Consider the following 22,817-nt stretch of genomic DNA (forward strand, 5'->3'; position numbering starts at 1 on the left):
GCTCGGCAATAGGCCGCGCGATGCTTGAATCTCTCACCCCCCAGCCGCCAGACGCGCTGCTAGCGCTGATCAAACTCCATGACGAGGATGATCGGCCAGACAAGATCGACCTTGGCGTGGGTGTCTATCGCACGGGCCAGGGCGATACGCCGGTATTCGCCGCAGTTAAGCGCGCCGAAGAGCGATTGGTCAACGAGCAGGATTCCAAATCCTATCTCGGTCCGGAAGGAGACATCGGCTTCGTCAATGCGTTGATGCCGTATCTTTTCGGCAAAGATGCGACGATGGGAGGCCGCATTGCCGGCATGCAGACACCTGGCGGCACCGGTGCCGTCCGTCTCGCCTTGGCGCTGGCCCAGAAGGCTGGAACCCGGCGGGTGCATCTCGGCCTGCCAAGCTGGCCCAACCATGCGCAGATCCTCAAGGACCTCGACCTCGAGCTGGTCGGCTTCGACCATGCCACGAGCGAGGGGAAGGCCGATCTTGATTCGGTGCTGGGCGTCATCGCCGCGGCGGAACCGGGTGATACGGTGCTGCTGCATGGCTGCTGTCACAATCCTACAGGGATCGATTACTCCAACGAACAATGGGACGCCATTGCGGATGCCTTGTCGCAAAGCGCCGCAATCCCCCTTATCGATACCGCCTATCAGGGCCTGGGCGTGGGCATGAAGGAAGACGCCTACGGACTGCGCGCTGTTTTGGCCAAGGTGCCCGAGGCGCTGATTGCCCAGAGCTGCGACAAGAATTTTGGCCTTTATCGCGATCGCGTCGGCGCATTTTACGCCATGGCAAAAGACGGCTCACAGCTCGAAGACATCATGTCGAACGCTGCTGCGCTGGCCCGCGCCAACTGGTCGATGCCGCCTGATCACGGTGCCGCGGCAGTGCGCAAGATCCTGCGCGATGACGAGTTGACGGCGCTTTGGCTCGAAGAGCTTGAAACAATGCGGACCCGCCTGCGGCAGGTTCGTGCAAAGCTTGCCGAAGCGGGGCAGTCGGGCGCGATCGATCTCAAGCCGCTGGGCGGGCAGAACGGACTGTTTTCGGTGCTGCCCTTGGCCAAAAGTCAAGTCGAGGCACTGCGCAAGGATCACGCAATATACATGGCCGGTTCGGGCCGCATCAACGTCGCCGGATTGCATATGGGCAATATCGAAAAGTTTGTGGATGCGCTTGCGAAAGTGTCAAGCTGAGCATCAGGCCCGTAATCAATTCGGCAAGTAAATGTCTAAGAAATAGAGATAAAGAATCTCAAGATTTCTAGGAGTTTAATCCTTAATCAGCAGCAAGTAGGAGGCCCGTTGAAAGGTCAACTACATGCTGATTTCAAAGTTTCTCAAAGATTCGCGCGCTACATCTGCGGCAGAGTATGCGCTGACGCTGGGCACGCTTGGATTTGCAGTGGTGCTGGGCAACATTGCGATCAAGTCAAGTGTTGAGGCCGCAATGACTAGCGAAACAGCGGCGATCGCAGGCCCCGCCAGTTCCGGAGATAGCAGCGGCAGCGGTGGCAACAGCAACGGAAATGGGAACGGCGGCGGCGATGCGGGCGGTAACGGCAACGGTTCGGGCAACTGCAAGCCCAAGAAGAACTGCTAGGATTCAGGTATTGTCTGCTGGGGAGCGAAGCGGACAGTTACGGCCTAGCCGTTCAGGGCGTGCATTCGCTGCAGGTACCTCGCCATGGTGTCGATCTCGAGATTGACCTGATCGCCCTGGGTTAGTGTGCCGAGCGTCGTCACCTCACCCGTATGCGGAATGATATTGAGGCCGAAGTGTACCGATCCGTTTGCGCGGTCCTCCACCTTGTTCACCGTTAGCGAAACACCATCGACGGTGATCGAGCCCTTCTCGGCAATAAAGGGGGCCAGATCCTGCGGCGCGACTATCGTCAGGCGGGTGGAATCGCCATCGGCAAGGGCTTCGATCACTTCGCCCACGGCATCGATATGACCTGTGACGATATGGCCGCCAAGCTCGTCACCCAACCGAAGAGCCTGCTCTAGGTTTAGGCGGCGGCCAGTCTCCCACTGGTCCTGGACCGTGCGGGAAACTGTTTCGCCCGAGATATCGACTTCAAACCAGGCATCTCCCTCCTCGCCGCCGCGGGCGACAACGGTCAGGCAAACGCCCGAGCAGGAGATCGATGCCCCCATCGCCATCTTCGCCGGATCAAAAGGGCAGGAAATGCGCGCACGCAGGTCGCCGCGCTCTTCGACCGATGTGATCGTGCCAATTGCCGTAACGATACCAGTAAACATGCGACCTCCTTATCGCAGGCGGTCATAGGCGCGGTATAGATCGCTGCCAAGTTGGCGACTTTCGACCGATCTCCACCGGCCGTGCGCTTGAGGTAATTCGGCAAGCCCAAGGTCCGCAATGGCATCCTGTCCCTCTCCGATAAGGATTGGTGCCTGGTAAATCTCGAGATGGTCGACAAGGTCTGCCGAGAGGAAGGCCGCTGCTGTCTCGGCACCGCCTTCGACATAGAGGTACTGGATATCGGTCAGTTTCGAAATTTGCTCGGGCGAGTTGATGATCTTTACCCCGTCAGGAGCGATCCCGCGAGTGAGCACGATTCGTTTCGGGCTGCGATCCTCTAAACCCGGCAGCCGTACATCAAGGCGCGGCTTGTCCCCGCGCCAGGTGCCGCCGCCGACAAGGATTGCGTCGCATTTCGCCCTGCGTGCGTGGACATGCGCCCGCGCGGGTTCGCCGGTTATCCAGCGGCTTCGTCCGTCAGCGAGGGCAATCTTCCCGTCGAGCGATACCGCGAGCTTCAGTGTTACATGGGGACGGCCCTGGCTTTGCCGCGTGAGGTAGCCGCTCAGGCTTCGCTTCGCCTCGAGGCAATCCACCACACGCACATTGATGCCGGCATCGCGCAGTCGCTTGACCCCTGAGCCTGCCGTTCGCGGATCCGGATCGCTCGCTCCGATCACAACGGTTTCAGGACCCGCCGCGGCAAGGAGATCGGCACAGGAAGGGCCGCGCTCGCTCGCATGCGCGCAGGGTTCAAGCGTGACGAAGACAGTACTGCCGCGAGCTGCCGCACCAGCTATGACGAGTGCCGCGGCTTCGGCATGGGGACGCCCGCCAGCCTGCGTCCATCCACGACCGATCACCCGATCATCTCTAACGATGACGCATCCTACGCTGGGATTGGGACGGCTCAGCGGGCGACCGCGCGCCGAAAGCCGCGCAGCTGCCCCCAGCCATTGTGCATCACTCAGAGGGTTCTGCACCCGTCCGGCCCATCAGTTCTGCCTGTCTTTCCTGCTCCTCTGCCACGGTTCGGGCCCGTTCGGCCTCTGCCTCGGCTTCAATCTCGTCAACATCGATGCCCGTTGCGCGGCCAAGCTCGCGGTACATCGAGCGCCGCAATTCCTCGCGTTCGCGCATTCGTGCGTCGAGATTGTCCTGACGCTCCTGGTTGAGCGCATTGCTCGCCATGATCTCGTCGTCAGTTCGACCAGGCGCGTAGCTGGTGATGTATGTGACCTCGGGGCTTCGAGGGGCGATATAATTCCGCTCGCTGGCAAAGGCATAGAACAGCGATCCGGTAATGAGCATCGACGCCCCTAGAACCGGCCAGCGATGCGGATTGGGCCGGCGAAATTCCTGCCAGAAATCCCTTACTCCGGGAACAGGATTCAGGCGTTTGAAGAAACTCATACGGCGCAAGATAGGCAGTGAAGGGCTGTTGCGCCAGACTCTAGTCTTCAGCGGTCATATCGAACCCTTATGGGCACCCTGCCGCGCAGGGTTCCGCCAAGCCCGATGGCGCTATCGGTGTAGAGTGTACCGCTGAACTGGAAAGTCAGTTGTCCGTTCGTGTCGAGCGTGGGCAGGGCTGGTAAGTCGGTGATAAAGTCCCGCAGTTCCGCCTGACCACCGCCAGGATCACTCATTGTCACCGCAAGCGGCATTTCGATCCTGATCGCTTCAAGAGGTTTGCCACTCACTATCGCGCGTCCTTGCACCGCTATTCCGCCCAGATCATTGATCCCGCCGAATGTCAGCTTCTGCCCTGTTTCGAGATCGAGGATGACTCCGCCGATACCGTCGCCGACCAGTATCAACCGTCCGAAATCGATATCGCTCTCGATTGAAAGAACAGCGCGGTTACCGTTGCCATCGCCGTTTCCGCCGCCGCCGTTACCGCCACCGCCGTTGCCGCCTCCGCCGCCATTTCCGGGTCGGCCGCCTCCCTCGCCCTTGGGCGGTGGATTGTCAGCGCAGAAACTGCATTGGCCCTGCGCCGCGGCCGGAGAGGCAGCCGCGAACAGGGCAAATGCTGCGGCCAACGCAAGGAGGGCTGCTCTAATCATGACCTGCTTATCGACGATTAAGGTAAACGAATGGTTAGGGATATCTGCCTAGCCGAAGCTGGCGTAGAGAATCCGGCCGTTATTCTTAAGCCATTGATCTGCAATCTGGATATCGTCCTCGAACAGCTGATCAAGCAGGGCCTTGAATGCCGGTGAGTGGTCGAAATGCACCAGGTGTGCCACTTCATGGGCGACAACCGATCGGCGCACGGCATCGGGAGCCTGGACGAGCCGCCAATTGATACGGACGGTTCCACTCGTCGAACAGCTACCCCATCTACGCTGGGCCCGGCTGAGCGCGAGACCCGGCAGATTGACGCCTGCCTTGGCGCAGTAATGCTCAAGATCACCTTGGAGCAAGAGTCTTGCTTCGCTTTCGAGCCAGCGCTGGAGACGCCGTTCCAAGCCATCCTTCGGGCCGCCCACAGCCACCTTGTTGTCCTTGAGTTTCGGCCTACGCGGGTGACCCTCATCCCATTCGACAATGACTTCGTTCCCGCGAAATTGGATTGTGCTGCCATGTTCGGGAGGCGACCGCTCGGGAATTTTGGCCAATTCGCCTTCGAGCCAATCCTTGCGCGCATGGACGAAGGCTAGCGCTTCTTTGCTGGCACACCAACTGGGCAGAGTGATACGCACCTCGGTGCCATCAGGAGCAAGCCTCAGCGTAAGCCTGCGCGCGCGGGGATGCCGCTTCAGTGCGATCGGGATGGTTCGTTCGCCCAGATCGATCTGGGGATCGATCGCCTCGCGTCTTAGCCAATCGATCATTCGATCCCGCTCATGCGCCGTTCCAATCGACAATGTGATGCTCAAGCGGTCCGGCATCGTCTTCGCTTACTACGCGTCCCGCAACAGAGATGCCTGCTGCAATCACACCGTCGCGATCGCCCGAGATCAAGTAATGCCAGCGCGGCAAAGGTTTTCCCGCAGCGCGGCGACGATAAGCGCAGGTGTCTGGCAACCAGGGTACATCGCCCATGATCTTCAGCGTCAATTGCAGACAATCGGGCACGAAGCCCTTGCGCTGCGGATAGTTGGTGCAGCGTGCCGTGTTCGTATTGAGCAACTTGCAAGCGACATTGGTCTGCTCGATCTCACCGGTGTCGGCATCCTCGATCTTGTGGGTACAGCAGCGCCCGCAGCCATCGCAGAGAGCTTCCCACTCGTTAGGCGTAAGCTCGCCGAGCGGTAGCTCCCAAAATTCCTCTCTTAGCGTACCCACCGCGCCAATTCCTCGGCCACGGCCTGAGCTCCCAGGTCGGTTGGCAAAGTCGCGATGGGTTCGCCCTGCGGACCGAACAGATAAGTGATGTTGGAGTGATCCATCAAATAACCCGCGTCCGGGCCTGCGCCCCGGGCATAGAAGATGCGGAAAGTGTCTGCGGCTTGCTGAATCTGCTCTTCGCTGCCGGTGAGGCCGATCATGGTGTCGGAAAACGCGCCGGTGAACTGGCCGACCACTTCGGGCGTATCGCGCTTGGGATCGATGGTAATGAAGATCGGTTGGATCTTTGCCGCTAAGCTCGGCTGCTCCTCGGAAAACAAGGCCATGCCTCGCGCCAGGCGCTGGACGTCGACCGGGCAAACATCGGGGCAATAGGTGTATCCAAAATAGACCGTCCGATACCTCCCTTCAAAGTCGCTCCAGCGAACGACCTGTCCATCTTTGTCGATCAACTCGAACTCGCCGCCAATATCCGCTCCGGCCAATGGGGCTTGCGCCATATCCACGGGGGGCGGACCACATGCCGACAGGAGCAGTGCGAATGGCGCAAATAGGGAGAAACTTCGAAGCATGGCGCTGCGGTTCATGGTCTGCTAACCAGCGCTGCGCAAGAGGCCAAGCAGGGGCCATTAACAGCTAGACGAGAAGGAAGAGGAAGGATGGCGCAGGCCGTTTTCCGCAAGGTGTTTATCGCAATTGCGTTAGCTGCGGGCATTGTTGCCGCGCCGGCGGCGGCGCAGCGCTTTTCCGAAGGCTATGAATTTCTCAAGGCTGTGAAGGAGCGTGACGGAACCGCAGCGACCGAGATGCTCAACGAACCCGGCACGACTGTCGTCAATGCACGCGACATCACCAGCGGTGAATCTGCCATGCATATCGTGACCGCGCGCCGCGATGTCCTGTGGATTCGCTTCCTCGCCCAGCGCGGAGCTAATCCGAATATCGAAGATAAGCGCGGCAACACCCCGATCCAGATTGCCGCACAGCTCGGCTTCGTCGAAGGGATCGAAGAGCTGGTCAAAGCTGGCGCGCGTGTCGATGTGACCAATATCGCCGGCGAAACGCCGCTCATCTCCGCGATTCATCGTCGCGATTCTGGGATGGTGCGCCTCTTGCTCGAAAAGGGGGCCGACCCTGACCGGGCTGACAATTCGGGTCGATCCGCACGCGATTATGCGAAGCTGATGTCCAACGGCAGCCAGGTCCTGGGCGAAATCGAGCGAGCCGATGCCAAGCGCGAAGCCGATGGTGGCGGCGAATCCTATGGGCCGAGCTTCTAGGCGTGAGTAAATCAATCGATCCGGCGGATTTGACGCTTGACGAGCTGCGTCTTGTGCTGGCTCCCAAGATAGCCGAGGCGGCCATATTCGATGGCTGGAGCGTTGCAGCGCTAGATGCCGGCGCAGAGGGCATCGGCGTTGATCAAGACGTCGCGCGGCTGGCTTTCAGGGGCGGTGCACTTGACATGATCGAGGCCTGGATTGAGTCGATAGACTTGGCGATGGCCGAGGCATTGCCGCCGCAGAAGCTGGCCGAGATAAAGATCCGCGAGCGGATCCGAGTCCTTGTGCAATTCCGGCTCGATGCGGTGACGGGACTTGAGGAATCACTCCGGCGGGCGCTCGCAATCATGGCGATGCCGCAAAATGCGCCGCGTGCCCTCAAGACGGGATGGAACAGCGCCGATGTTATGTGGCGGCTCGCGGGCGACACCGCGACCGACTATAACCACTACACCAAGCGCGCGATCCTTGCTTCGATCTATGGCGCTACACTGGCTGTGTTCGTGGACGACAAGAGCGAAGGCAAGCTGGAAACGCGCGCCTTTCTCGACCGCCGGATCGAAGGCGTAATGAAGTTCGAGAAGGCAAAAGCCCAATTGCTTGGTTCCGAGCGCGAGACTTTCAGCGTGGCGCGTTTTCTCGGCCGCTTGCGCTATCCGGCCAAATAACGCGCGCTTCTCACTATTGATAATCAGTTGCAATTAGCGCGACGCTCTGGCAGCGCGCTAAGCATGACACTCGACTCCCTCAAGCCTGGCCAGACAGCCCGTATTGTCGCGGTGGCATGGGATGTGCTGGCACCGGACGAGGGCAAGCGCCTACGCGCGCTGGGGTTCGATGAAGGAGCAGAAGTGGGCGTCTCCTATCGCGGTGTTTTCGCCGGGTCCGATCCGCTTGCAATCACCATCGGGCGGATGACTGTTGCGCTGCGCCGTGTGCACGCCGCAGCGATGGCTGTGGAACAGCTATGACGCGGCTGCGCTCCGCTGCCCTCGTCGGCAATCCCAATGCGGGGAAAAGCGCGCTATTCAATGCGCTGACCGGGGCGCGGCAGAAGATCGCGAATTACCCCGGGGTCACGGTCGAACGAAAGGCCGGGCGTTTGACATTGCCGAGCGGCGAGCCGGTCGAGCTGATCGATTTGCCCGGCAGCTATGCACTCGATGCGTCCAGCCCTGACGAGGAAGTCACTCGCAAGGTGGTCCTCGGCGAGTTCGAGGGCGAAGCGCAGCCGGAAGTCATCATCCTCGTGCTGGACGCTGCCAATCTCGAGCAGCACCTGGTATTTGCGCAGGAGATCATCGCGCTTGGTCGCCCGGTCATTGTCGCACTCAACATGGTCGACCTTGCCGAACGCGACGGGCTGGTGCTTGATCCTGCGGCACTGTCCAATGCGCTGGGTGTGCCTGTCGTCCCGACGGTCGCGGTGCGCCGCAAGGGGCTGACAGAACTGGTCGCCGCATTGGCCAGTGCTGAGGCCGACTTCGAATTCCACCACGATCCTGAGCCGCAACCCCACCTGACGCTGCCAGAGCGGCGGCTCGCGGCGCGCAATATCGCCAAGGCTGCGATCCTTTCGGAAGAGAAGCGGCACCGCGTCCATTCCATGCTCGACAAGGTGCTACTCAATCCGTGGATCGGACCTGTGATCCTGTTCGGACTGTTGTTTGTCGTGTTCCAGGCGGTCTTTGCCTGGGCGGATCCCTTCATTGCCCTGATCGAAGGCGCGACGGAGGCAGTGGCTTCATGGTTGGTCGCGACAATGGCTCCCGGGTTCATCCGCGATTTCCTCACCGAAGGCGTGATCGCCGGGGTCGGATCCGTCGTCGTGTTCCTGCCGCAGATCGTGATTCTCTTTGCTTTCATCCTCGTCATGGAGGCGACCGGATACATGGCGCGGGCTGCCTTCCTGATGGACCGCCTGATGGCGGGCGTGGGTCTTTCGGGCCGCAGCTTCATACCCCTCCTCTCCAGCTTCGCTTGTGCGATCCCCGGCATCATGGCGACGCGCTCCATCGCCGATCCAAAGGACCGGTTGACCACGATCCTCATCGCTCCGCTGATGACCTGCTCCGCACGGCTCCCGGTCTACGCTGTCATTATCGCCGCGGTGATCCCGGCGGTCTCCATCGGGCCGGGGATCGGGCTCCAGGGCCTGGTGCTGTTTGCGCTATATGTAGCCGGGATCCTTGGAGCGCTGATCGTTGCTCTCGTGCTACGCCGCTCGGTGACCAAGGGGCAGGCTTCGGGCTTCATCATGGAACTGCCGCGCTACCAGCTGCCGCGGATCAAGGACCTGCTGATCGGCCTGTGGCAACGTGCCTGGGTGTTCCTGAGGCGCGCGGGTACGATCATCTTTGCCGCTACCGTGATCCTTTGGCTGCTTCTGACATTCCCGCAGGCTGACGAGGGCGAAAACCAGCTCGACGCCAGCTTTGCCGGCCAGATCGCAACCGCAATGCAGCCCGCCTTCGAGCCGGTAGGCTTTACTCGCGAAATGACGCTCGCGCTGGTTCCTGCCATGGCAGCGCGCGAGGTCGCTGTTGCCAGCCTTGCCACTACTTATGCGGTCGACGCAGAAGACGATGAGGCCACCGAAGCTGCCCTGCGTGACCAGATCGCCGCGCGCTGGAGCTTGCCGACCGCGCTCGCCTTCCTCGCCTGGTTCGTCTTCGCGCCGCAATGCCTTTCCACGATTGCGGTTGCCAGACGTGAAACGAATGGGTGGAAATGGCCCGGCTTCATGTTGGCCTATCTCTTCGCCTTGGCCTACATCTTCGCGGGAATCACCTACTGGAGCGCGCTGGCGCTCGGATTATAGCGAAGGAAGAAAGAATGGCCGGGTCACTCAACAAGGTAATGCTCATCGGGAACCTGGGAGCAGACCCGGAAATCCGCAGCTTCCAGAATGGTGGACGCGTGTGCAATCTGCGCATCGCGACGTCCGAGCAGTGGAAAGACAAGAATACCGGTGATCGGCAGGAGCGCACCGAGTGGCATTCGGTCGCGATTTTCTCCGATGGCCTGATCAATGTCTGCGAGAACTACCTGCGCAAGGGCTCCAAGGTCTTTATCGAAGGCCAGCTGCAGACCCGCAAGTGGCAGGACCAGCAGGGCAATGACCGCTATTCGACCGAGATCGTGTTGCGCGGTTTCAACGGCACGCTGACGATGCTCGACGGGCGCGGCGAAGGCGGCGGGGGTGGCGGCCAGCGCGGCGGCGGCAACTGGAACCAGGGCGGCGGGCAAGGTGGTGGCCAATCTGGCGGCGGAAACCAGGGCGGTGGTCAAGGTGGTTCCGGCGGCGGCTCCGGCGGCGGTTCGAACTACGACGACCTGGATGACGATATCCCGTTCTGAGCCCGATTGTAGGCCTGCAATTCGGACGCGAGGCCCTGCGCATTTCCTACTGGATGGAGCACATGGAGCACTGTCCATGGGGCGAAAAATCATTGCCAGTGATCGCGTCTAATCGCATTCAAAAACAACGGGTTGGAGACGATTTCGCGGCATTTGGCGTGCCTGCCATGGAATGGCGACTGTAGGAAAGTTACCAGTGTCCGCTAGCGACCCAATTGCGGACCTTCCGTAACTGTACCTCGATAGCCCAGGTTCTCGAAGTGTAGTATGCGCCGAGATTATTCTTGACCTCAACTTGGGTTGAGGTTGCAAAGAAGCGAATCAGAACCCTGAGAGGAGCTGATTTGATGTCCAATTCCCAGTTTGAATGCCACGATCGCGAAAGGCAGAGACCACTCGCGAATCTCATCCGGTTTGGTGCGTTTGCCGCAATTTTGGGAGGTTCTCTCGGCGCAATCACCCCAATTATCGGCCACCAACCCCAGTCGATACCGCACGAAGCGCTTTATGCCGTGATCGATGCCAGATTGTTGTTTGGCACCATAGCCATCTGGCTCACGTGCAGCGAGCGGTTGGGTATGATTGGCCTAATGGGCTTCATCGTTGCCCTCACTGGAATTGCGAGCATTATTGGTCCCGAACCACAGTGGGTGGGAATTGATCTCTATTGGATTGGGTCAATTGTCTTCGCTCTTGGTGTATCGATATTGGCCGTGCAGATACTGCGCCATGGACCTTATGAAGGAACCGCGGTCATATGGATCATCGCTGTGGGTATTGGCGCGATAGGCGCTCTTTTCCCTGAGTTCATTCCTTCCGAAATGGCCGGACCCATCTTTAAAACCGGCTTTCTCGTTGCAGGGGTCCAGATCCTGCGGACCGGAAAATCTCAACCGCCCAATGCATCAACTGCGCGTCTTGAACACCAGCACGGAGGCGGGAATGCGACTTAACCAGGTTACGGTCGGAGCAGTCGACTTTGACGCCAGCGTCGCATTTTACAGCAAGCTGGGATTTCGGCTGATCGTATCAGCGAGGAATCAATATGCCCGATTTGAAGTGCCTGAAGGAGAGGCGACGTTCTCCCTCCATCTACAGGACGAAGTTCCATCCAATGGACCGGTCATCTACTTCGAGGTCGATGACGTAGACTCTGAGGTGGAGCGATTGGAGCGCCTGGGTATCGGTCCGATCTCAGTCCCCCGAAACGAGGAATGGCTTTGGCGGGAGGCTCGCTTATTCGATCCGGCTGGCAATCAGCTTTGCTTGTTCAAGGCGGGTGCTATGCGTCGGTATCCGCCTTGGCGAATAAAATGAAGACCACCAGGTTCTTGATATTGCTAAGCGCCTCGACCCAAGCAACCCGGTCAGTGATATCATGCTTGTCGTTGGCACAAATCCTGCGTCGGCAATCCACCCATCTGCAGACATTTCACATGAACTGTTCGTAGCCCCCACAGCGCCTGGGCCAATAGGGCGGCGGTTCCGGCGGTAACCAAGGCGCCTGTCTGGGTGGCTCTATCGGCGGTTCGAACGAAGACGATCTGGACGACGATATCCCATTTTGAGTCCGAATTTAGACCCGCGCATCGACTGAATTCGCCATGGCAAATCCTACCGCATGGAGCACTGTCCATGGGGCGGAAAATCATTGCCTGCGATTGACAGCAACGACGATGTGAAAGTGCCTCGCGGCAGTAGCGGATCGCGCCAATGGTAGGAAAACCTGCCTTCCCACCCACCCGAAAGTGTGAAGATCGCGCTCCGGCCAGTCGATCCTAAGATATTCATAAGATGACGTTAATTGCTTGCAATCTACTTCCAGTATGGCGAAGATCGCCGTAAGGGGGGCGTTCTGGCAGACATATTCTTATCCTATTCGCGGGCCGACCAACCGCAGATCCAGCAGCTTGCGGAAAAGCTGACTGATGCAGGCTATTCGCTGTGGTGGGACCAGAATATCCAGGGCGGCAAACGCTTTGCCAAGGATATTGAAGAGGCGATCACGCATTCCAGGGCTGTCATCGTCGCGTGGTCGGCGCATTCGGTCGAAAGCGAATGGGTTCTGGACGAAGCGAGCTATGGCAGGGATCATAACAAGCTTGTGCCGATACTGCTCGATGCCACGCCGCCACCGTTCGGCTATCGCCAGCGACAGGCGCTGGATTTCTCAGGCGGCGTCGAAAACGATAGCGCGATGCAATCGCTGATCGCCGCGCTGGATGAGCTGGTCGGCGGTGAACATCATGCGCCCGAGGCCGCGTCGAACATTGGATCAAAACCCCTCTACAAGCGCGCCGAACTTGTGCTTCCGATCGCCGCGCTCGTTTTGGCAGGGGGTGCCTGGCTGGCGATGGGCGTGAATTCGGCGAGCGATGTCGAGGGCGCGGATATGGCGCTAACGCTGGCCACGGCAGAGATCGATCGCTCCAAATCGGTTGCGGTGCTCCCTTTTCGAGATCTGTCGGCCGGCGATGGCAATAACTGGTTCGTGGACGGCATTGGAGACGAGATCAATTATGCGCTTAGCCGCACGCCAGACCTGATTGTCGCATCAAGCGGTTCAGTGGCGGGATATGCCGACGGTAACACCCCGTCCCCGCAAGTGGCCAAGGAGCTTGGCGTTGCTAATGTTCTGGAGGGCACCGTGCGGCAAGCGGGCGACCGCTTGCGAGTGACTGTGTCGCTCGTCGATCTCGAAGGAAAGCAAGTCTGGTCCCAGCGTTATGACCGCCCGACCGACGACATGATTGTGTTGCAGGAAGAAATCGCGGCGAGCGTGGCCAAGGCGCTTAATACCGCGCTTGATCCGGTCGAATTGCAGCAGATGACTTCTCTGGGCACCACATCGGTCGAGGCGTACCAGAAATTTCGGGCGAGCGAGCACATTACGAGCGGCAACGACGCCATAGCTGCCCTCGAAGAAGTTATCTCGCTCGATCCGGAATTTGCACGCGCTTACATCGATCTGGGTTATATGTACTTTCAGCGCACTCAATTGGGTTCGGCCGGATGGCTCGATCGCACCGACCTCGATGCCGATTGGGAACTTATGCAGCAAGTGATGCGTCGCGCCGAAGCCGTGTCGAAAACAGATGTGGACCGTGCGATGCGGCGTGCATTCGAAGGCGAGGTGCGCGGACAATGGGACAGCATGATTGCTGCCGAGGAGAAGGCGTTCGAGCTCGCGCCCAATAATCTTACCATAGTTGGTGCACTGGCGAACTCCTATGCACTGACCGGGCAAGACCAGAAGACATTGGCCTTGGTCGATCGTATAGAAAACCTGGACCAGCCGAGCGGTTTAAGGAAACCCGGCCTCCTGTTTGGCATGCGTCGATATGAGGACGCGGCGCGCGCTGCGGCAGACGCCATGGCGGCGGCTCCCTCCAGCTACAGCCATGCCTTCCGAGCCCATCACCACGCCTTGCATGCTGGCGATGCCGAATTGGCGACGCGAGCCTTGGACCGCTTGAAACAGATCATCGGACCGGACGGCAAGTTGACTGACCTTCAGATATTCAGGCAGGCATGCTTCGACGGTGACAGAACCAAGGCGCTGGAGATATTGGCTCGAACCGAACTGGACGACGAACGCTACATGATGTTGTCGATGCTGGGTGAAAAGAAGAAGGCGCGAGAAGCCATCATCCAGTATGACCGGTCAAAACCGCCATTTCCCATCGGCAGCCTTACTTACAAGCCGTACTTCGATATCGGCGACTTCCCCAACTTTGCTGTACGGATGCGCGCACAAGGGGTGGTTTTCCGAAAGCCGGATTATCCCATATACTGTCCAGCTTGATCGCTGTCAGAAGCGCCTCGGAACTTCGGCGTGTCTGCTTCGCTGAATACCCATGTTCTCATCCGATCCCACATTCGATCTTATCCTGCGCGGCCTGTTGCTGGCCGCGTTCGCCCTTTTGTGGGTGATCTTGCTGATAAGGCTGGTCGGTCTGCGATCGCTATCGAAGATGACGCCGTTCGACTTCGTCATGACGGTGGCGACTGGCTCGCTGCTGGCCGGCGCCGCTCAGGCGAGCGAGTGGGGTGCCTTCGGACAGGCGCTTCTCGCCATCGCTTCACTCTTTACCGTGCAGTATATTGCTGCGCGCATTCGCAAGGCCTCCGATACGGCAGAGAAAGCGATGCAGAACGAACCGGTGCTCCTTTTCAGCGACGGCGAATTTGACGAGGACGCGCTTAAGCAAACGCGCGTGGCCAAAAGCGATGTCATAGCTAAGCTGCGCGAAGCCAATGCGCTCGACTTGTCGCAAGTCCATGCCGTGGTTCTCGAATCGACCGGCGATGTTAGCGTGCTTCACGGGGGCGAGTCGCCTGATGACTTGCTTTTCGAGGGCGTACGCAAGGGATGATCGGCCATTTGGTCAGTCCCTCTTCAAACTCCTCAATGCCTCCGCGAGAGGGCCCGACGGTTCATCGTCGCCAATGATTCCCGCAGCTTCGCGGACGCTGTCAGCATTCGGACCTTCGGCATAGGGATCGATCGCGAGGCCCAGTGATTGCGAGACCGCTTCGCCCAAGTCGAAACTTTCGCCATCATATTCGATCTCGTCGAGTTCCCCGGTGTCGAGCTCAATCTCGATCTCCGCGCTGCTGGGGATCGTATCGCCCAGGCTGCTTTCCCCGGAAGGAACGAAGACCAAATCAAGCTTCTCGCTGATCACGTGAGCGAATTCCTCGTCCGAGATCGCGCATGCCTGCACGATATCGGCCCTGAGCGTACCCGACACATGGAGCCGCTTGGCAGACCCTTCGAATTGCACCTCGGCTTTGAGGGAGTCGACGCGTTCAATCCCGAACCGTTCGGCGAGTGCGCGGCACTCTTCTGCTGTTGCGGTCAGTTCCAGCTCGCCTGCCGGGATCGCCTTGAGCTTGATGATGCGCGAAAACTCGGGGGCATTCATGACAAGGCCCCATGCGCGAAAGACCCCGCGAGCAGATCTGCGTCGGTGAGTTCGGCCAGTTCGCCATGAAACTTGATCAAACCGCCGACCACCGCCGACACCGAACCGTCTTCGTCCATGGTCACATTCCGCTCCACCGCCACTTCCATCGCGGATGGGTTCTCAGCGCCGAGCGAATAGGCGCCGATGCGGCCGCCCAGCGCGCTCATCATTTTGCCGATGCGCTTAACGACGGTCGGGTCGCCAATCCCCTCTTCGCGCAGTTGCCCTTCCATATCTTCGACGAAGAATTCGGTGAGGTAAGCTGCTCCCCTTTCTAGATCTTTCGACTTGCCCAAGCGGGCTATAACCAGCGCCAGGATCGCCGTGACCATATCGAAGCGGCCTTCGCGTGTATCGGCCACGCCGCCATCGCGGTACCAGAACGGATCGCGTGCTTTGGCAATGGTTGCCAGCCACAAGGCGTGATACTCCTCGCGCGGGTCGGGCTTCTTCTGAAACAGTCTGGCAAGTAAACTCATGGATTTGGGCGCGGTCCCGGAAGGTTGTTCAGCGACAATTCAATCCGGCTTTTCCAGTGCCGGTGCGAAAGCGGTGTCTGGCGAGTTGCAAGGCGTTGCGCATCGCCGTAAGGCTCGCGTCTATATAGGAATGACCGGCAGCGGGGTGAACCCCGATACGCAGAAGCGGTGCCGGATTTTCGGAGTGATGGATTTGATGAAGTCTGGATTGTCTCGCAGCGTCGGCAAGATTGCCATGCTTGGCGCTGTGGTTCTTGCCCTGGGGGCCTGCACCTCAATCCGCGAGAACCGCGGTTATATCGTCGACAATGTCCTGCTTAGCGCCATCCAGCCGGGAATCGACAATCAGCGCTCGGTCGAAGGCACCCTGGGCCGTCCCACGTTCACCAGTCAGTTTGGCGAACCGACCTGGTACTATGTTTCGAGTGTCACAGGACGTAAGCCCTTCGTGCGTCCCCGCATCGAGGATCACTCGGTCCTCGCAATCAAGTTCGACGCCGCAGGTAATGTCATGTCGGCCGACCGTTCGGGCGTGGAAACCGTTGCCTACATCTCGCCCGACGGCGACGAGACGCCCACGCTGGGCCGCGAGCGGAGCTTCCTCGAAGACCTGTTCGGCAATATCGGCTCGGTCGGTGCTCCGGGTGCCGGCGGCGGCCCCGGCGGACCATAACCTGCTCCATTCGAAAATCCGCTGACGCTTGAAGGGGGCCATCGGCTCCCCATATCGCTCGCTATGGACGACAAGCACTCTAGCCACGGTCTGATTCAGTGGCATGGCACCACCATCATCGGCGTCAAGAAAAGCGGCAAGACCGTGATCGCTGGCGATGGCCAGGTTTCGATGGGCAACACTGTGATGAAGCCCAATGCGCGCAAGGTTCGCCGGATCGGCGAAGGCGGGAAAGTCATTGCCGGATTTGCCGGCGCGACTGCCGATGCCTTCACCCTGTTCGAACGGCTCGAGAAAAAGCTCGAGCAATACTCCGGGCAGCTGCTTCGCGCGGCGGTCGAGCTGGCCAAGGATTGGCGGACCGACAAGTACCTGCGCAATCTCGAGGCGCTGATGATCGTTGCCGACGAGGAAAGCCTGCTTGTACTGACCGGGAACGGTGATGTGCTGGAGCCCGAAGGCGGCATTGCTGCAATTGGCTCCGGCGGAAATTATGCGCTCGCCGCCGGCCGTGCGATCGCCGAGTATGAAGACGACGCACAAGTAATCGCGACCAAGGCGATGGCAGTTGCCGCCGATATCTGCGTCTTCACCAACGGCAATGTGACTGTTGAGACCATTTAGGCTCAACCATCTGAGAACTACCATAGACATGACCGATTCACTCACTCCCAAGGCGATCGTTGCCGCTCTCGACGAACACATCATTGGCCAGAAGGATGCCAAGCGCGCGGTCGCTGTGGCGCTGCGCAATCGCTGGCGTCGCCAGCGGCTGGGACCAGAACTGCGCGATGAAGTGACGCCGAAAAACATTCTGATGATTGGCCCCACCGGCTGCGGCAAGACCGAGATCAGCCGGCGGCTGGCCAAGCTCGCCGATGCGCCATTCGTCAAAGTCGAAGCGACCAAGTTCACCGAGGTCGGCTATGTCGGCCGCGACGTGGAACAGATCGCGCGCGATCTTGCAGAAGAAGCGATCCGGCTGGAGAAGGATAGACGCCGCGAGGCGGTGCGCGAAGCCGCATCCAAAGCGGCCATGGACCGCTTGCTCAATGCGCTGGTTGGCGAAAATGCCTCCGAAGCAACGCGCGAAGCCTTTCGGGAGCGCGTCGTCCAGAATGCGATGAACGATACCGAAGTCGAGATCGAAGTCGAAGAAGCGCCCAACATGCCCTTTGATATGGGCGGTATGGGCGGCAACGTCGGCATGATCGACCTGTCGGATATGATGGGCAAGGCCTTCGGCGGCAAGCCCAAGAAGCGCCGCAAGCTCAAGGTCCCCGAGGCATGGGACAAGTTGGTCGATGAAGAAGCTGAAAAGCGCATGGACCAGGACGATGTCGCGCGCGTCGCGCTGCAGAATGCCGAAGCCAACGGGATCGTCTTTCTCGACGAAATCGACAAGATCGCCGTCAGCGATGTCCGCGGCGGATCGGTCAGCCGAGAGGGCGTACAGCGCGATCTCTTGCCGCTGATCGAAGGTACGACTGTTTCAACCAAGTACGGCCCGATGAAGACCGACCATATCCTCTTCATTGGATCGGGTGCGTTTCATCTGGCCAAGCCATCGGACATGCTGCCCGAATTGCAGGGGCGCCTGCCGATCCGGGTCGAGCTGCGAGCACTGACGCAGGAAGATTTTGTGCGAATCCTCAAGGAAACCCGCGCAAATCTGGTTGCTCAGTACAAGGCGTTGCTCGGAACTGAAAAGGTAGAACTCGATTTCGCCGATGAAGCGATCGAGGAACTTGCGACGATCGCCGCGCAAGTGAACGAGAGCGTAGAGAACATCGGCGCGCGGCGCCTACAGACGGTGATGGAAAAACTGCTCGAGGAGATCAGCTTCGATGCGGAAGAGCACGAAGGTGAAACGATCACCATTGATGCGGCCTATGTCCGCGAGCGGCTGACCAAGCTCGCCGAGGATACCGACCTCAGCAAGTATATCCTGTGATGGGTAGGGGATGACCACCCCGGTCCGCGATACGCAGGCAATGATTGCCGCGATGGATCCGGTGCTGGACAAGCAGCTCTATTGCTTCGTTTCCCCTGAGCAGCCCGGGGCCGCGCTTGAGTTGATGCGCCATGCGCTGGCGACATTCCGCGAAGACGAGGGCCTATCGCTGATTGTCCCTGCCCGAGAGGCGGCGAATGCCGGGATCGATACGCAGCACTTCGCGCGGATCATCCTGCTTGTGCATTCGGATCTGGAAGGGTTCGGGCTGACCGCTGCGGTGTCGGGCGTCCTCGCTGAGGCCGGAATTGCATGCAATGTCGTCGCGGCGCTTCGCCATGATCACTTGTTTGTTCCTGCCCGGCGCGCTGACGAGGCGCTGGCTCTTCTGCGAGCGTTGCAGGAAAGATCTCCCGAAAGCTGAGCTACAGAAAAGTTACTTTGGTGGGCGTCAATTCGAAGGTCACCGGAGCGCTCGCGACAATATCCCCATCCGCCTGAACCGGGATACCTTCGCCGCCGCTCAGCGTTACGCGGTCGGCTTCGAGAAACCGCCAGTGACCGTGCGGCCTGCGGGAACCCAGCATTGCGTAGAGCGCGAGAAGCAGCATGTCGCGTCGCCGCGCATGGGGCAGGGCGAGAATGCGAAGCTTTTCCGTCTTGAGATTGGCTCCCCTGTCAAGTGTCCATGGCCCGGCGTAGAATTTGCCGCGCAGAATGAACAAGGTCTCCGCCTCGATCCGTTCCTCACCCGTGTCGATCGTTACCGGGTGGCGGGGCCAGTTCTTCGCGAGTGAGAGCAGTGCAGCGACATAGGCGAAGCGTCCGATCCGCAGCTTAAGCGCTTCGGACACGCTCGCCACCGCGTGCGCATCGAAGCCGATCGATGCACAGGCGAGGAATGGCGCACCGTCGATAGTCGCCAGCCGCGTGGTCAGCTGCTGCGATCCGCTTTCCAACCGGGCCGCGAACTTGTGCGGGTTGCGCGGATAATCGAGCTCGCGCGCGAGCAGGTTGATCGTGCCGGTAGGGTATATGGCGAGATCGGGAAGCGCTCCGGGGTCCGATTGCTTCTGAATTACCAGACGCGCTGTGCCGTCGCCTCCCGCCATAATCACGCAGTCGGCATCACCGGCGTCGCGCGCAGCATCAAACTCGATGCCATTGTAATGGCTCACCAAATGCCCGCGACTTTCGAGGACGGCAGCGAGCTTGTTGACTCGGTTGAGGCGCTTGGGCGCGAGCTTCGGATTATAGACCAGCGCCAGCTTCATTCTGCAGCCTCGGCAGATTGCTCGGCCTCGGCCTGCTGGCGCTGCCACATGTCGGCATAGAGTCCGCGCGCAGCGAGCAATTCGGAATGCGTGCCGCGCTCGGCCAGCTTTCCCTTATCGAGCACGAGGATTTCGTCGGCATCGGCAATGGTCGAAAGCCGGTGAGCGATCGAGATCGATGTGCGGTGTCTGCTCACCCGGTGAAGCGTATCGAGAATTTCTTGCTCGGTCCGGCTGTCGAGAGCGCTGGTGGCTTCATCGAGCGCCAGGATCGGAGGATCCTTCAGCAGCGTGCGCGCAATGGCAACGCGTTGTTTTTCCCCGCCGGAGAGTTTCAATCCGCGTTCGCCGACTTCGGTGGCAAGGCCCTCCGGCAATTGCTCGATGAACGGCAGGATCGCAGCATCGCGGGCGGCTTGTTCGATGTCTTCCTGCGTCGCGCCATCACGGCCATAGGCAAGGTTATAGCCAATGGTGTCATTGAACAGCACGCTGTCTTGAGGAACGATCCCGATATGCGCGCGCAAAGACTCCTGTGTAACCTTGGCGATATCCTGTCCGTCGATCAGAATGCGTCCGGCTTGCGGGTCGTAGAAACGGAACAGTAGTCGCGCGATCGTGCTCTTGCCTGCTCCCGATGGCCCTACCACGGCGACATTCGAGCCTGCAGGCACTTCGAAGCTCAATCCGTCGAGAATGGTCCGATCTTCTTCGTACCCGAAAGTCACGCGGTCAAAGATTACGGTGCCGCGCGAGACCTTCAGCGCGGGCGCACCGGGTGCGTCTTCTACTTCCACCGAGGCGTCCATCAACTTGAACATCTGGCCCATATCGACCAGCCCTTGGCGGACCGAGCGATAGACAAAGCCCAGCATGTCGAGCGGCCGGAACAGCTGTAGCAAATAGGTATTTACGAAAACCAGGTCGCCAACCGTCAGCTCTCCCTGGCTCCAGCCCCACACGGTATAGGCCATCGCACCCGCCATCAGCCCATTGGTGATCAGCGCCTGCGCGATATTGAGCGTGCCAAGCGAGTTTTCGGACTTGATCGCGGCCTCGGCCCAGTCGGTCGCCGCCTGCGAATAGCGCGCTTCCTCGCGCCGTTCGGCGCCAAAGTATTTTACCGTCTCGAAATTAAGCAGGGAATCCACCGCGCGGTCGATCGCGCGGCCGTCCATATCGTTCATTTCGCGGCGAAGCTTGGTCCGCCATTCGGTGATTTGCCGTGTGATCACGATATAGCAAACAACCGCGATCGCCGTAGCCGTGACCAGGCCCCAGCCGAAGTTGAGATAGAAGATCACGCCCACGGCGGTCAGCTCGATCACGGTCGGAGCGATATTGAACAGCAGGAAATAGAGCATGATATCGATGCTCTTGGTGCCGCGATCGATCGTCTTGGTGAGCTCGCCCGTACGGCGTGAAAGGTGGAAGCGCAGGCTAAGCCGATGCAGACGGTGGAAGACGTCCTTGGCAAGATGCAGCGTTGCTTCCTGGCCCACACGCTCGAAGATCATGTTGCGGATATTATCGAATGCTGTGCCGGCGAACCGGCCGAGCCCGTAGGCGAGTACCAGTGCCAACGCTACGGAGGTAGCCTCGTCCGAAGGCGTAGCCATCGCATCGACCGCATACTTATAGGCGAATGGTAGGGAGAGTATCGTGGCTTTGGCGAGCAACACGAAAAACAGCGCGATCACTATCCGCCGACGCAGGTTCGGGGCATCTTTGGGCCAGAGATAGGGCAGGAACCGCTTGAGCGTCGCCCAGCCATCGTGATTGTCAGGAATGTCGGTCGGCTTGTCCGGCGGCATCGTGCTCATGTGGGCGGTGATAGCCGCTCTGGCAATGGGGCAGTGGCCTTAGCCCCCCGCTGAGAAGATCTCGTGCAATGGTGGCCGACGCGCACCGCGGGGTAGATCGAACAGGATTCTGCGAGTGTCGAAATCGATTGCAACCCGGTCGAACATGCGCAGGTGATACATGCCGAGCGAAAGCGCGGGGCGCCTGCCGAGTCCCAGCGCATCGAATGCCGGCGTATCGGCGTATGAGATGGCCAGATTTTCGATCTTTAGGCCATCGATCTCGAGCGAGCGGGCAACGCCGATTTCACCTTCGAGTGAGTTACCAAGCACGTCGGTTGAAATGCTTGTCCCATTGAGGCGAGCCCGCAGTTTCCGGCGAAGGGCAAGGTTGCCGACACTCATCTGTGCTCCGGTATCGATGATCACGGCGGTCCGTACCCCATCGATCATTGCATCGGTGATCAGCAGCTGTCCGTCCCGGCGAGTGGCCCGAACCACGATGTCATAGCCCTTGTTCCCGCCCAGCTCCGTCGCATCGGCTACCGAGATGCTATCCTGCCTGAAATCGAGGAGCACACGCAGGCCCTGGAGGCTGTCGATCCCCAAGATCCCGTCGGCGCCGACATTGCGGCGTTCAAGTACCGGCGCTTGGATATTATGGATCGTGCGCGATCCTAGCTCGAGGTCGTCAAGCTCGACGAGATCGACAACCTGCCGACTGGCCATGCCAACAAGAGTTGCAACGCCGGCTGGCGGTAATTGGAGCTGCTGCTCTACTCCGCGGGTTACCGCAGTCGCTTGAGCACCGGTATCGATCATGAACCTGAATGGACCTTCGCCGCTGATCGTCACTGGTACTGTGAGGCGCTCGTAGCGCTCGGTATCAGTCTGAATGACTTCGTCTGCCGACGCGGGGTCCGATGGGACCTTGGGCGTCGGTGCCTGATCCGATGGGACAGGATCCCCAACACTGAAAAGCCCAACGAGGAGGAATAGTTTGATCCCAGTCACAGTCTTGAAGCGTTCTGGGGACCCATCGATGGTCGCTCGCGGTCATTACCGGCGGGCAGATCGAAAAGGACCTTGCGTTCCGCAAAATCAATCGCGACCCGGTCAAAGGATCTCAGGTCCTGCACACCCAAGAGGATTGCAGGCCTGTCGGTCAGGCCCAGTTCCTTGAACACGAGCGCGTCGGAAAAGCCGATCGCAATGCTCGGCAGAATAATTTCGCCGACTCGCAGCTTTCTGCTCCGGCCAAAAGTTGCGTCGAACTGAGTCCCGACTACGTCCTTTCCGGTGACCCGTTCGCCTTCGCGACTGCGAAGACGGCGCTGTAGTGCCGAGTTCCCGATACTTGCCTCTGCGCCGGTATCGATCACCACTACTGTATCGACTCCGTCGATTTCAGCGTTAGTTACGATCATGCGACCTAGCTTGGTTTCAGCCCGGACAACTAT

General features: G+C 59.7%; 29 protein-coding genes (1 of these 29 only partly in view). 16 read left to right on the forward strand and 13 right to left on the reverse strand.

The window, feature by feature from the left end; translation table 11 throughout:
• Positions 1-20 precede the first annotated feature (20 nt).
• Together ACEWMW_RS06865 and ACEWMW_RS06870 are read left to right on the forward strand one after the other, a co-directional pair.
• Positions 21-1,196 carry an amino acid aminotransferase gene (locus tag ACEWMW_RS06865; RefSeq protein WP_409413147.1) on the forward strand — a complete coding sequence of 392 codons (1,176 nt, stop codon included), beginning with the start codon at positions 21-23 and terminating at the stop codon, positions 1,194-1,196.
• Between the two features lie 124 nt (positions 1,197-1,320).
• Entirely contained in the window at positions 1,321-1,602 is a 282-nt protein-coding gene (locus ACEWMW_RS06870; protein ID WP_409413148.1) for a hypothetical protein, read from the forward strand.
• Positions 1,603-1,646: 44 nt separating this feature from the next.
• Here the strand turns inward: ACEWMW_RS06870 and ACEWMW_RS06875 are convergent, their stop codons facing one another.
• From ACEWMW_RS06875 to ACEWMW_RS06905, 7 genes are read right to left on the reverse strand one after another with little or no spacing between them, the layout of a single operon-like run.
• Positions 1,647-2,264, reverse strand: a complete 618-nt coding sequence (locus tag ACEWMW_RS06875; protein WP_409413149.1) for a riboflavin synthase — start codon at positions 2,262-2,264, stop codon at positions 1,647-1,649.
• A 9-nt stretch (positions 2,265-2,273) separates the two neighbouring features.
• Positions 2,274-3,248: a bifunctional diaminohydroxyphosphoribosylaminopyrimidine deaminase/5-amino-6-(5-phosphoribosylamino)uracil reductase RibD gene (ribD, locus tag ACEWMW_RS06880; protein ID WP_409413150.1), complete on the reverse strand. Its 975-nt coding sequence runs from the start codon at positions 3,246-3,248 to the stop codon at positions 2,274-2,276.
• Positions 3,229-3,678, reverse strand: a complete 450-nt coding sequence (locus ACEWMW_RS06885) for a hypothetical protein (protein WP_409413151.1) — start codon at positions 3,676-3,678, stop codon at positions 3,229-3,231. Before ACEWMW_RS06885 ends, ribD begins: the two co-directional genes overlap by 20 nt.
• Positions 3,679-3,725: 47 nt before the next feature.
• Positions 3,726-4,334 (reverse strand): DUF4402 domain-containing protein, encoded by a 609-nt coding sequence (locus tag ACEWMW_RS06890; RefSeq protein ID WP_409413152.1) that lies wholly within the window; start codon positions 4,332-4,334, stop codon positions 3,726-3,728.
• Positions 4,335-4,382: 48 nt separating this feature from the next.
• Positions 4,383-5,150, reverse strand: coding sequence for a M48 family metallopeptidase (locus ACEWMW_RS06895; RefSeq protein WP_409413153.1), 768 nt, complete (start codon positions 5,148-5,150; stop codon positions 4,383-4,385).
• Positions 5,116-5,559 (reverse strand): YcgN family cysteine cluster protein, encoded by a 444-nt coding sequence (locus ACEWMW_RS06900; protein WP_409413154.1) that lies wholly within the window; start codon positions 5,557-5,559, stop codon positions 5,116-5,118. The genes ACEWMW_RS06895 and ACEWMW_RS06900 overlap by 35 nt, the downstream gene beginning before the upstream one ends.
• Positions 5,547-6,062 (reverse strand): SCO family protein, encoded by a 516-nt coding sequence (locus ACEWMW_RS06905; protein ID WP_409413619.1) that lies wholly within the window; start codon positions 6,060-6,062, stop codon positions 5,547-5,549. Before ACEWMW_RS06905 ends, ACEWMW_RS06900 begins: the two co-directional genes overlap by 13 nt.
• 159 nt (positions 6,063-6,221) lie before the next feature.
• Between ACEWMW_RS06905 and ACEWMW_RS06910 the strand changes: the two genes are divergently transcribed.
• From ACEWMW_RS06910 to ACEWMW_RS06950, 9 genes are all read left to right on the forward strand, one after another.
• Positions 6,222-6,842, forward strand: coding sequence for an ankyrin repeat domain-containing protein (locus ACEWMW_RS06910; protein WP_409413155.1), 621 nt, complete (start codon positions 6,222-6,224; stop codon positions 6,840-6,842).
• A gap of 2 nt (positions 6,843-6,844) precedes the next feature.
• A complete protein-coding gene (locus ACEWMW_RS06915) occupies positions 6,845-7,513 on the forward strand; it encodes a COQ9 family protein (protein ID WP_409413156.1) in 669 nt (222 codons plus the stop codon).
• Positions 7,514-7,576: 63 nt separating this feature from the next.
• On the forward strand, positions 7,577-7,816 hold the full coding sequence (locus tag ACEWMW_RS06920; protein ID WP_409413157.1) for a FeoA family protein: 240 nt from the start codon (positions 7,577-7,579) through the stop codon (positions 7,814-7,816).
• Positions 7,813-9,666 carry a ferrous iron transporter B gene (feoB, locus tag ACEWMW_RS06925; RefSeq protein ID WP_409413158.1) on the forward strand — a complete coding sequence of 618 codons (1,854 nt, stop codon included), beginning with the start codon at positions 7,813-7,815 and terminating at the stop codon, positions 9,664-9,666. Before ACEWMW_RS06920 ends, feoB begins: the two co-directional genes overlap by 4 nt.
• A gap of 14 nt (positions 9,667-9,680) precedes the next feature.
• Positions 9,681-10,205 (forward strand): single-stranded DNA-binding protein, encoded by a 525-nt coding sequence (gene ssb / locus ACEWMW_RS06930; protein ID WP_409413159.1) that lies wholly within the window; start codon positions 9,681-9,683, stop codon positions 10,203-10,205.
• Between the two features lie 347 nt (positions 10,206-10,552).
• Positions 10,553-11,158 carry a hypothetical protein gene (locus tag ACEWMW_RS06935; protein WP_409413160.1) on the forward strand — a complete coding sequence of 202 codons (606 nt, stop codon included), beginning with the start codon at positions 10,553-10,555 and terminating at the stop codon, positions 11,156-11,158.
• Positions 11,148-11,522, forward strand: a complete 375-nt coding sequence (locus ACEWMW_RS06940) for a VOC family protein (RefSeq protein ID WP_409413161.1) — start codon at positions 11,148-11,150, stop codon at positions 11,520-11,522. The genes ACEWMW_RS06935 and ACEWMW_RS06940 overlap by 11 nt, the downstream gene beginning before the upstream one ends.
• A gap of 487 nt (positions 11,523-12,009) precedes the next feature.
• Positions 12,010-14,010, forward strand: a complete 2,001-nt coding sequence (locus tag ACEWMW_RS06945; RefSeq protein WP_409413162.1) for a TIR domain-containing protein — start codon at positions 12,010-12,012, stop codon at positions 14,008-14,010.
• Positions 14,011-14,062: 52 nt separating this feature from the next.
• Positions 14,063-14,581, forward strand: coding sequence for a DUF421 domain-containing protein (locus tag ACEWMW_RS06950; protein WP_409413163.1), 519 nt, complete (start codon positions 14,063-14,065; stop codon positions 14,579-14,581).
• 12 nt (positions 14,582-14,593) lie between these two features.
• Here the strand turns inward: ACEWMW_RS06950 and ACEWMW_RS06955 are convergent, their stop codons facing one another.
• Positions 14,594-14,959 carry a DUF177 domain-containing protein gene (locus ACEWMW_RS06955; protein WP_409413164.1) on the reverse strand — a complete coding sequence of 122 codons (366 nt, stop codon included), beginning with the start codon at positions 14,957-14,959 and terminating at the stop codon, positions 14,594-14,596.
• 10 nt (positions 14,960-14,969) lie between these two features.
• Here ACEWMW_RS06955 and ACEWMW_RS06960 point away from each other — a divergent pair, with 10 nt between their 5' ends.
• Positions 14,970-15,182 carry a hypothetical protein gene (locus tag ACEWMW_RS06960; RefSeq protein WP_409413165.1) on the forward strand — a complete coding sequence of 71 codons (213 nt, stop codon included), beginning with the start codon at positions 14,970-14,972 and terminating at the stop codon, positions 15,180-15,182.
• On the opposite strand, the gene ACEWMW_RS06965 is transcribed toward ACEWMW_RS06960, so the two are convergent.
• On the reverse strand, positions 15,130-15,654 hold the full coding sequence (locus ACEWMW_RS06965; RefSeq protein ID WP_409413166.1) for a ubiquinol-cytochrome C chaperone family protein: 525 nt from the start codon (positions 15,652-15,654) through the stop codon (positions 15,130-15,132). The genes ACEWMW_RS06960 and ACEWMW_RS06965 overlap by 53 nt on opposite strands.
• Positions 15,655-15,889: 235 nt before the next feature.
• On the opposite strand from ACEWMW_RS06965, the gene ACEWMW_RS06970 reads away from it, so the two are divergent.
• The 4 genes from ACEWMW_RS06970 to ACEWMW_RS06985 all read left to right on the forward strand — a co-directional run bounded on the left by ACEWMW_RS06970 (position 15,890) and on the right by ACEWMW_RS06985 (position 18,705).
• Positions 15,890-16,327, forward strand: a complete 438-nt coding sequence (locus tag ACEWMW_RS06970; protein WP_409413620.1) for an outer membrane protein assembly factor BamE — start codon at positions 15,890-15,892, stop codon at positions 16,325-16,327.
• Between the two features lie 63 nt (positions 16,328-16,390).
• Complete coding sequence (hslV, locus tag ACEWMW_RS06975) at positions 16,391-16,951, forward strand: ATP-dependent protease subunit HslV (protein ID WP_409413167.1); 561 nt, start codon at positions 16,391-16,393, stop codon at positions 16,949-16,951.
• Positions 16,952-16,979: 28 nt separating this feature from the next.
• Positions 16,980-18,281: an ATP-dependent protease ATPase subunit HslU gene (gene hslU / locus ACEWMW_RS06980; protein WP_409413168.1), complete on the forward strand. Its 1,302-nt coding sequence runs from the start codon at positions 16,980-16,982 to the stop codon at positions 18,279-18,281.
• A gap of 10 nt (positions 18,282-18,291) precedes the next feature.
• Positions 18,292-18,705: an ACT domain-containing protein gene (locus ACEWMW_RS06985; RefSeq protein ID WP_409413169.1), complete on the forward strand. Its 414-nt coding sequence runs from the start codon at positions 18,292-18,294 to the stop codon at positions 18,703-18,705.
• Position 18,706: 1 nt separating this feature from the next.
• Here the strand turns inward: ACEWMW_RS06985 and ACEWMW_RS06990 are convergent, their stop codons facing one another.
• The 4 genes in view from ACEWMW_RS06990 to ACEWMW_RS07005 are tightly spaced (at most 48 nt apart) and all read right to left on the reverse strand, a layout consistent with a single transcriptional unit that may run on beyond the window.
• Complete coding sequence (locus ACEWMW_RS06990; RefSeq protein ID WP_409413170.1) at positions 18,707-19,555, reverse strand: diacylglycerol/lipid kinase family protein; 849 nt, start codon at positions 19,553-19,555, stop codon at positions 18,707-18,709.
• Positions 19,552-21,369, reverse strand: coding sequence for an ABCB family ABC transporter ATP-binding protein/permease (locus ACEWMW_RS06995; protein WP_409413621.1), 1,818 nt, complete (start codon positions 21,367-21,369; stop codon positions 19,552-19,554). The genes ACEWMW_RS06990 and ACEWMW_RS06995 overlap by 4 nt, the downstream gene beginning before the upstream one ends.
• Before the next feature lie 48 nt (positions 21,370-21,417).
• Entirely contained in the window at positions 21,418-22,371 is a 954-nt protein-coding gene (locus ACEWMW_RS07000; protein ID WP_409413171.1) for a retroviral-like aspartic protease family protein, read from the reverse strand.
• Positions 22,368-22,817: the 3' portion of a retropepsin-like aspartic protease gene (locus ACEWMW_RS07005; protein WP_409413172.1), read on the reverse strand. It continues 495 nt past the right edge of the window; only the last 450 of its 945 coding nucleotides appear in the window; its start codon lies off the right edge, out of view; its stop codon occupies positions 22,368-22,370. Before ACEWMW_RS07005 ends, ACEWMW_RS07000 begins: the two co-directional genes overlap by 4 nt.

The organism is Litorerythrobacter xanthomarinus (genome assembly GCF_046254955.1).
In the GTDB taxonomy this organism is placed as follows: Bacteria; Pseudomonadota; Alphaproteobacteria; order Sphingomonadales; family Sphingomonadaceae; genus Qipengyuania_C.

Coding starts and splice junctions, on each gene's coding strand:
- ACEWMW_RS06865 (WP_409413147.1), top strand. CDS start 21: ATGCTTGAATCTCTCACCCCCCAGCCGCCAGACGCGCTGCTAGCGCTG.
- ACEWMW_RS06870 (WP_409413148.1), top strand. CDS start 1,321: ATGCTGATTTCAAAGTTTCTCAAAGATTCGCGCGCTACATCTGCGGCA.
- ACEWMW_RS06875 (WP_409413149.1), bottom strand. CDS start 2,264: ATGTTTACTGGTATCGTTACGGCAATTGGCACGATCACATCGGTCGAA.
- ACEWMW_RS06885 (WP_409413151.1), bottom strand. CDS start 3,678: ATGAGTTTCTTCAAACGCCTGAATCCTGTTCCCGGAGTAAGGGATTTC.
- ACEWMW_RS06890 (WP_409413152.1), bottom strand. CDS start 4,334: ATGATTAGAGCAGCCCTCCTTGCGTTGGCCGCAGCATTTGCCCTGTTC.
- ACEWMW_RS06905 (WP_409413619.1), bottom strand. CDS start 6,062: ATGGCGCAAGCCCCATTGGCCGGAGCGGATATTGGCGGCGAGTTCGAG.
- ACEWMW_RS06910 (WP_409413155.1), top strand. CDS start 6,222: ATGGCGCAGGCCGTTTTCCGCAAGGTGTTTATCGCAATTGCGTTAGCT.
- ACEWMW_RS06920 (WP_409413157.1), top strand. CDS start 7,577: ATGACACTCGACTCCCTCAAGCCTGGCCAGACAGCCCGTATTGTCGCG.
- feoB (WP_409413158.1), top strand. CDS start 7,813: ATGACGCGGCTGCGCTCCGCTGCCCTCGTCGGCAATCCCAATGCGGGG.
- ssb (WP_409413159.1), top strand. CDS start 9,681: ATGGCCGGGTCACTCAACAAGGTAATGCTCATCGGGAACCTGGGAGCA.
- ACEWMW_RS06935 (WP_409413160.1), top strand. CDS start 10,553: ATGTCCAATTCCCAGTTTGAATGCCACGATCGCGAAAGGCAGAGACCA.
- ACEWMW_RS06940 (WP_409413161.1), top strand. CDS start 11,148: ATGCGACTTAACCAGGTTACGGTCGGAGCAGTCGACTTTGACGCCAGC.
- ACEWMW_RS06950 (WP_409413163.1), top strand. CDS start 14,063: ATGTTCTCATCCGATCCCACATTCGATCTTATCCTGCGCGGCCTGTTG.
- ACEWMW_RS06965 (WP_409413166.1), bottom strand. CDS start 15,654: ATGAGTTTACTTGCCAGACTGTTTCAGAAGAAGCCCGACCCGCGCGAG.
- ACEWMW_RS06970 (WP_409413620.1), top strand. CDS start 15,890: ATGCTTGGCGCTGTGGTTCTTGCCCTGGGGGCCTGCACCTCAATCCGC.
- hslV (WP_409413167.1), top strand. CDS start 16,391: ATGGACGACAAGCACTCTAGCCACGGTCTGATTCAGTGGCATGGCACC.
- hslU (WP_409413168.1), top strand. CDS start 16,980: ATGACCGATTCACTCACTCCCAAGGCGATCGTTGCCGCTCTCGACGAA.
- ACEWMW_RS06985 (WP_409413169.1), top strand. CDS start 18,292: ATGACCACCCCGGTCCGCGATACGCAGGCAATGATTGCCGCGATGGAT.
- ACEWMW_RS06990 (WP_409413170.1), bottom strand. CDS start 19,555: ATGAAGCTGGCGCTGGTCTATAATCCGAAGCTCGCGCCCAAGCGCCTC.
- ACEWMW_RS06995 (WP_409413621.1), bottom strand. CDS start 21,369: ATGCCGCCGGACAAGCCGACCGACATTCCTGACAATCACGATGGCTGG.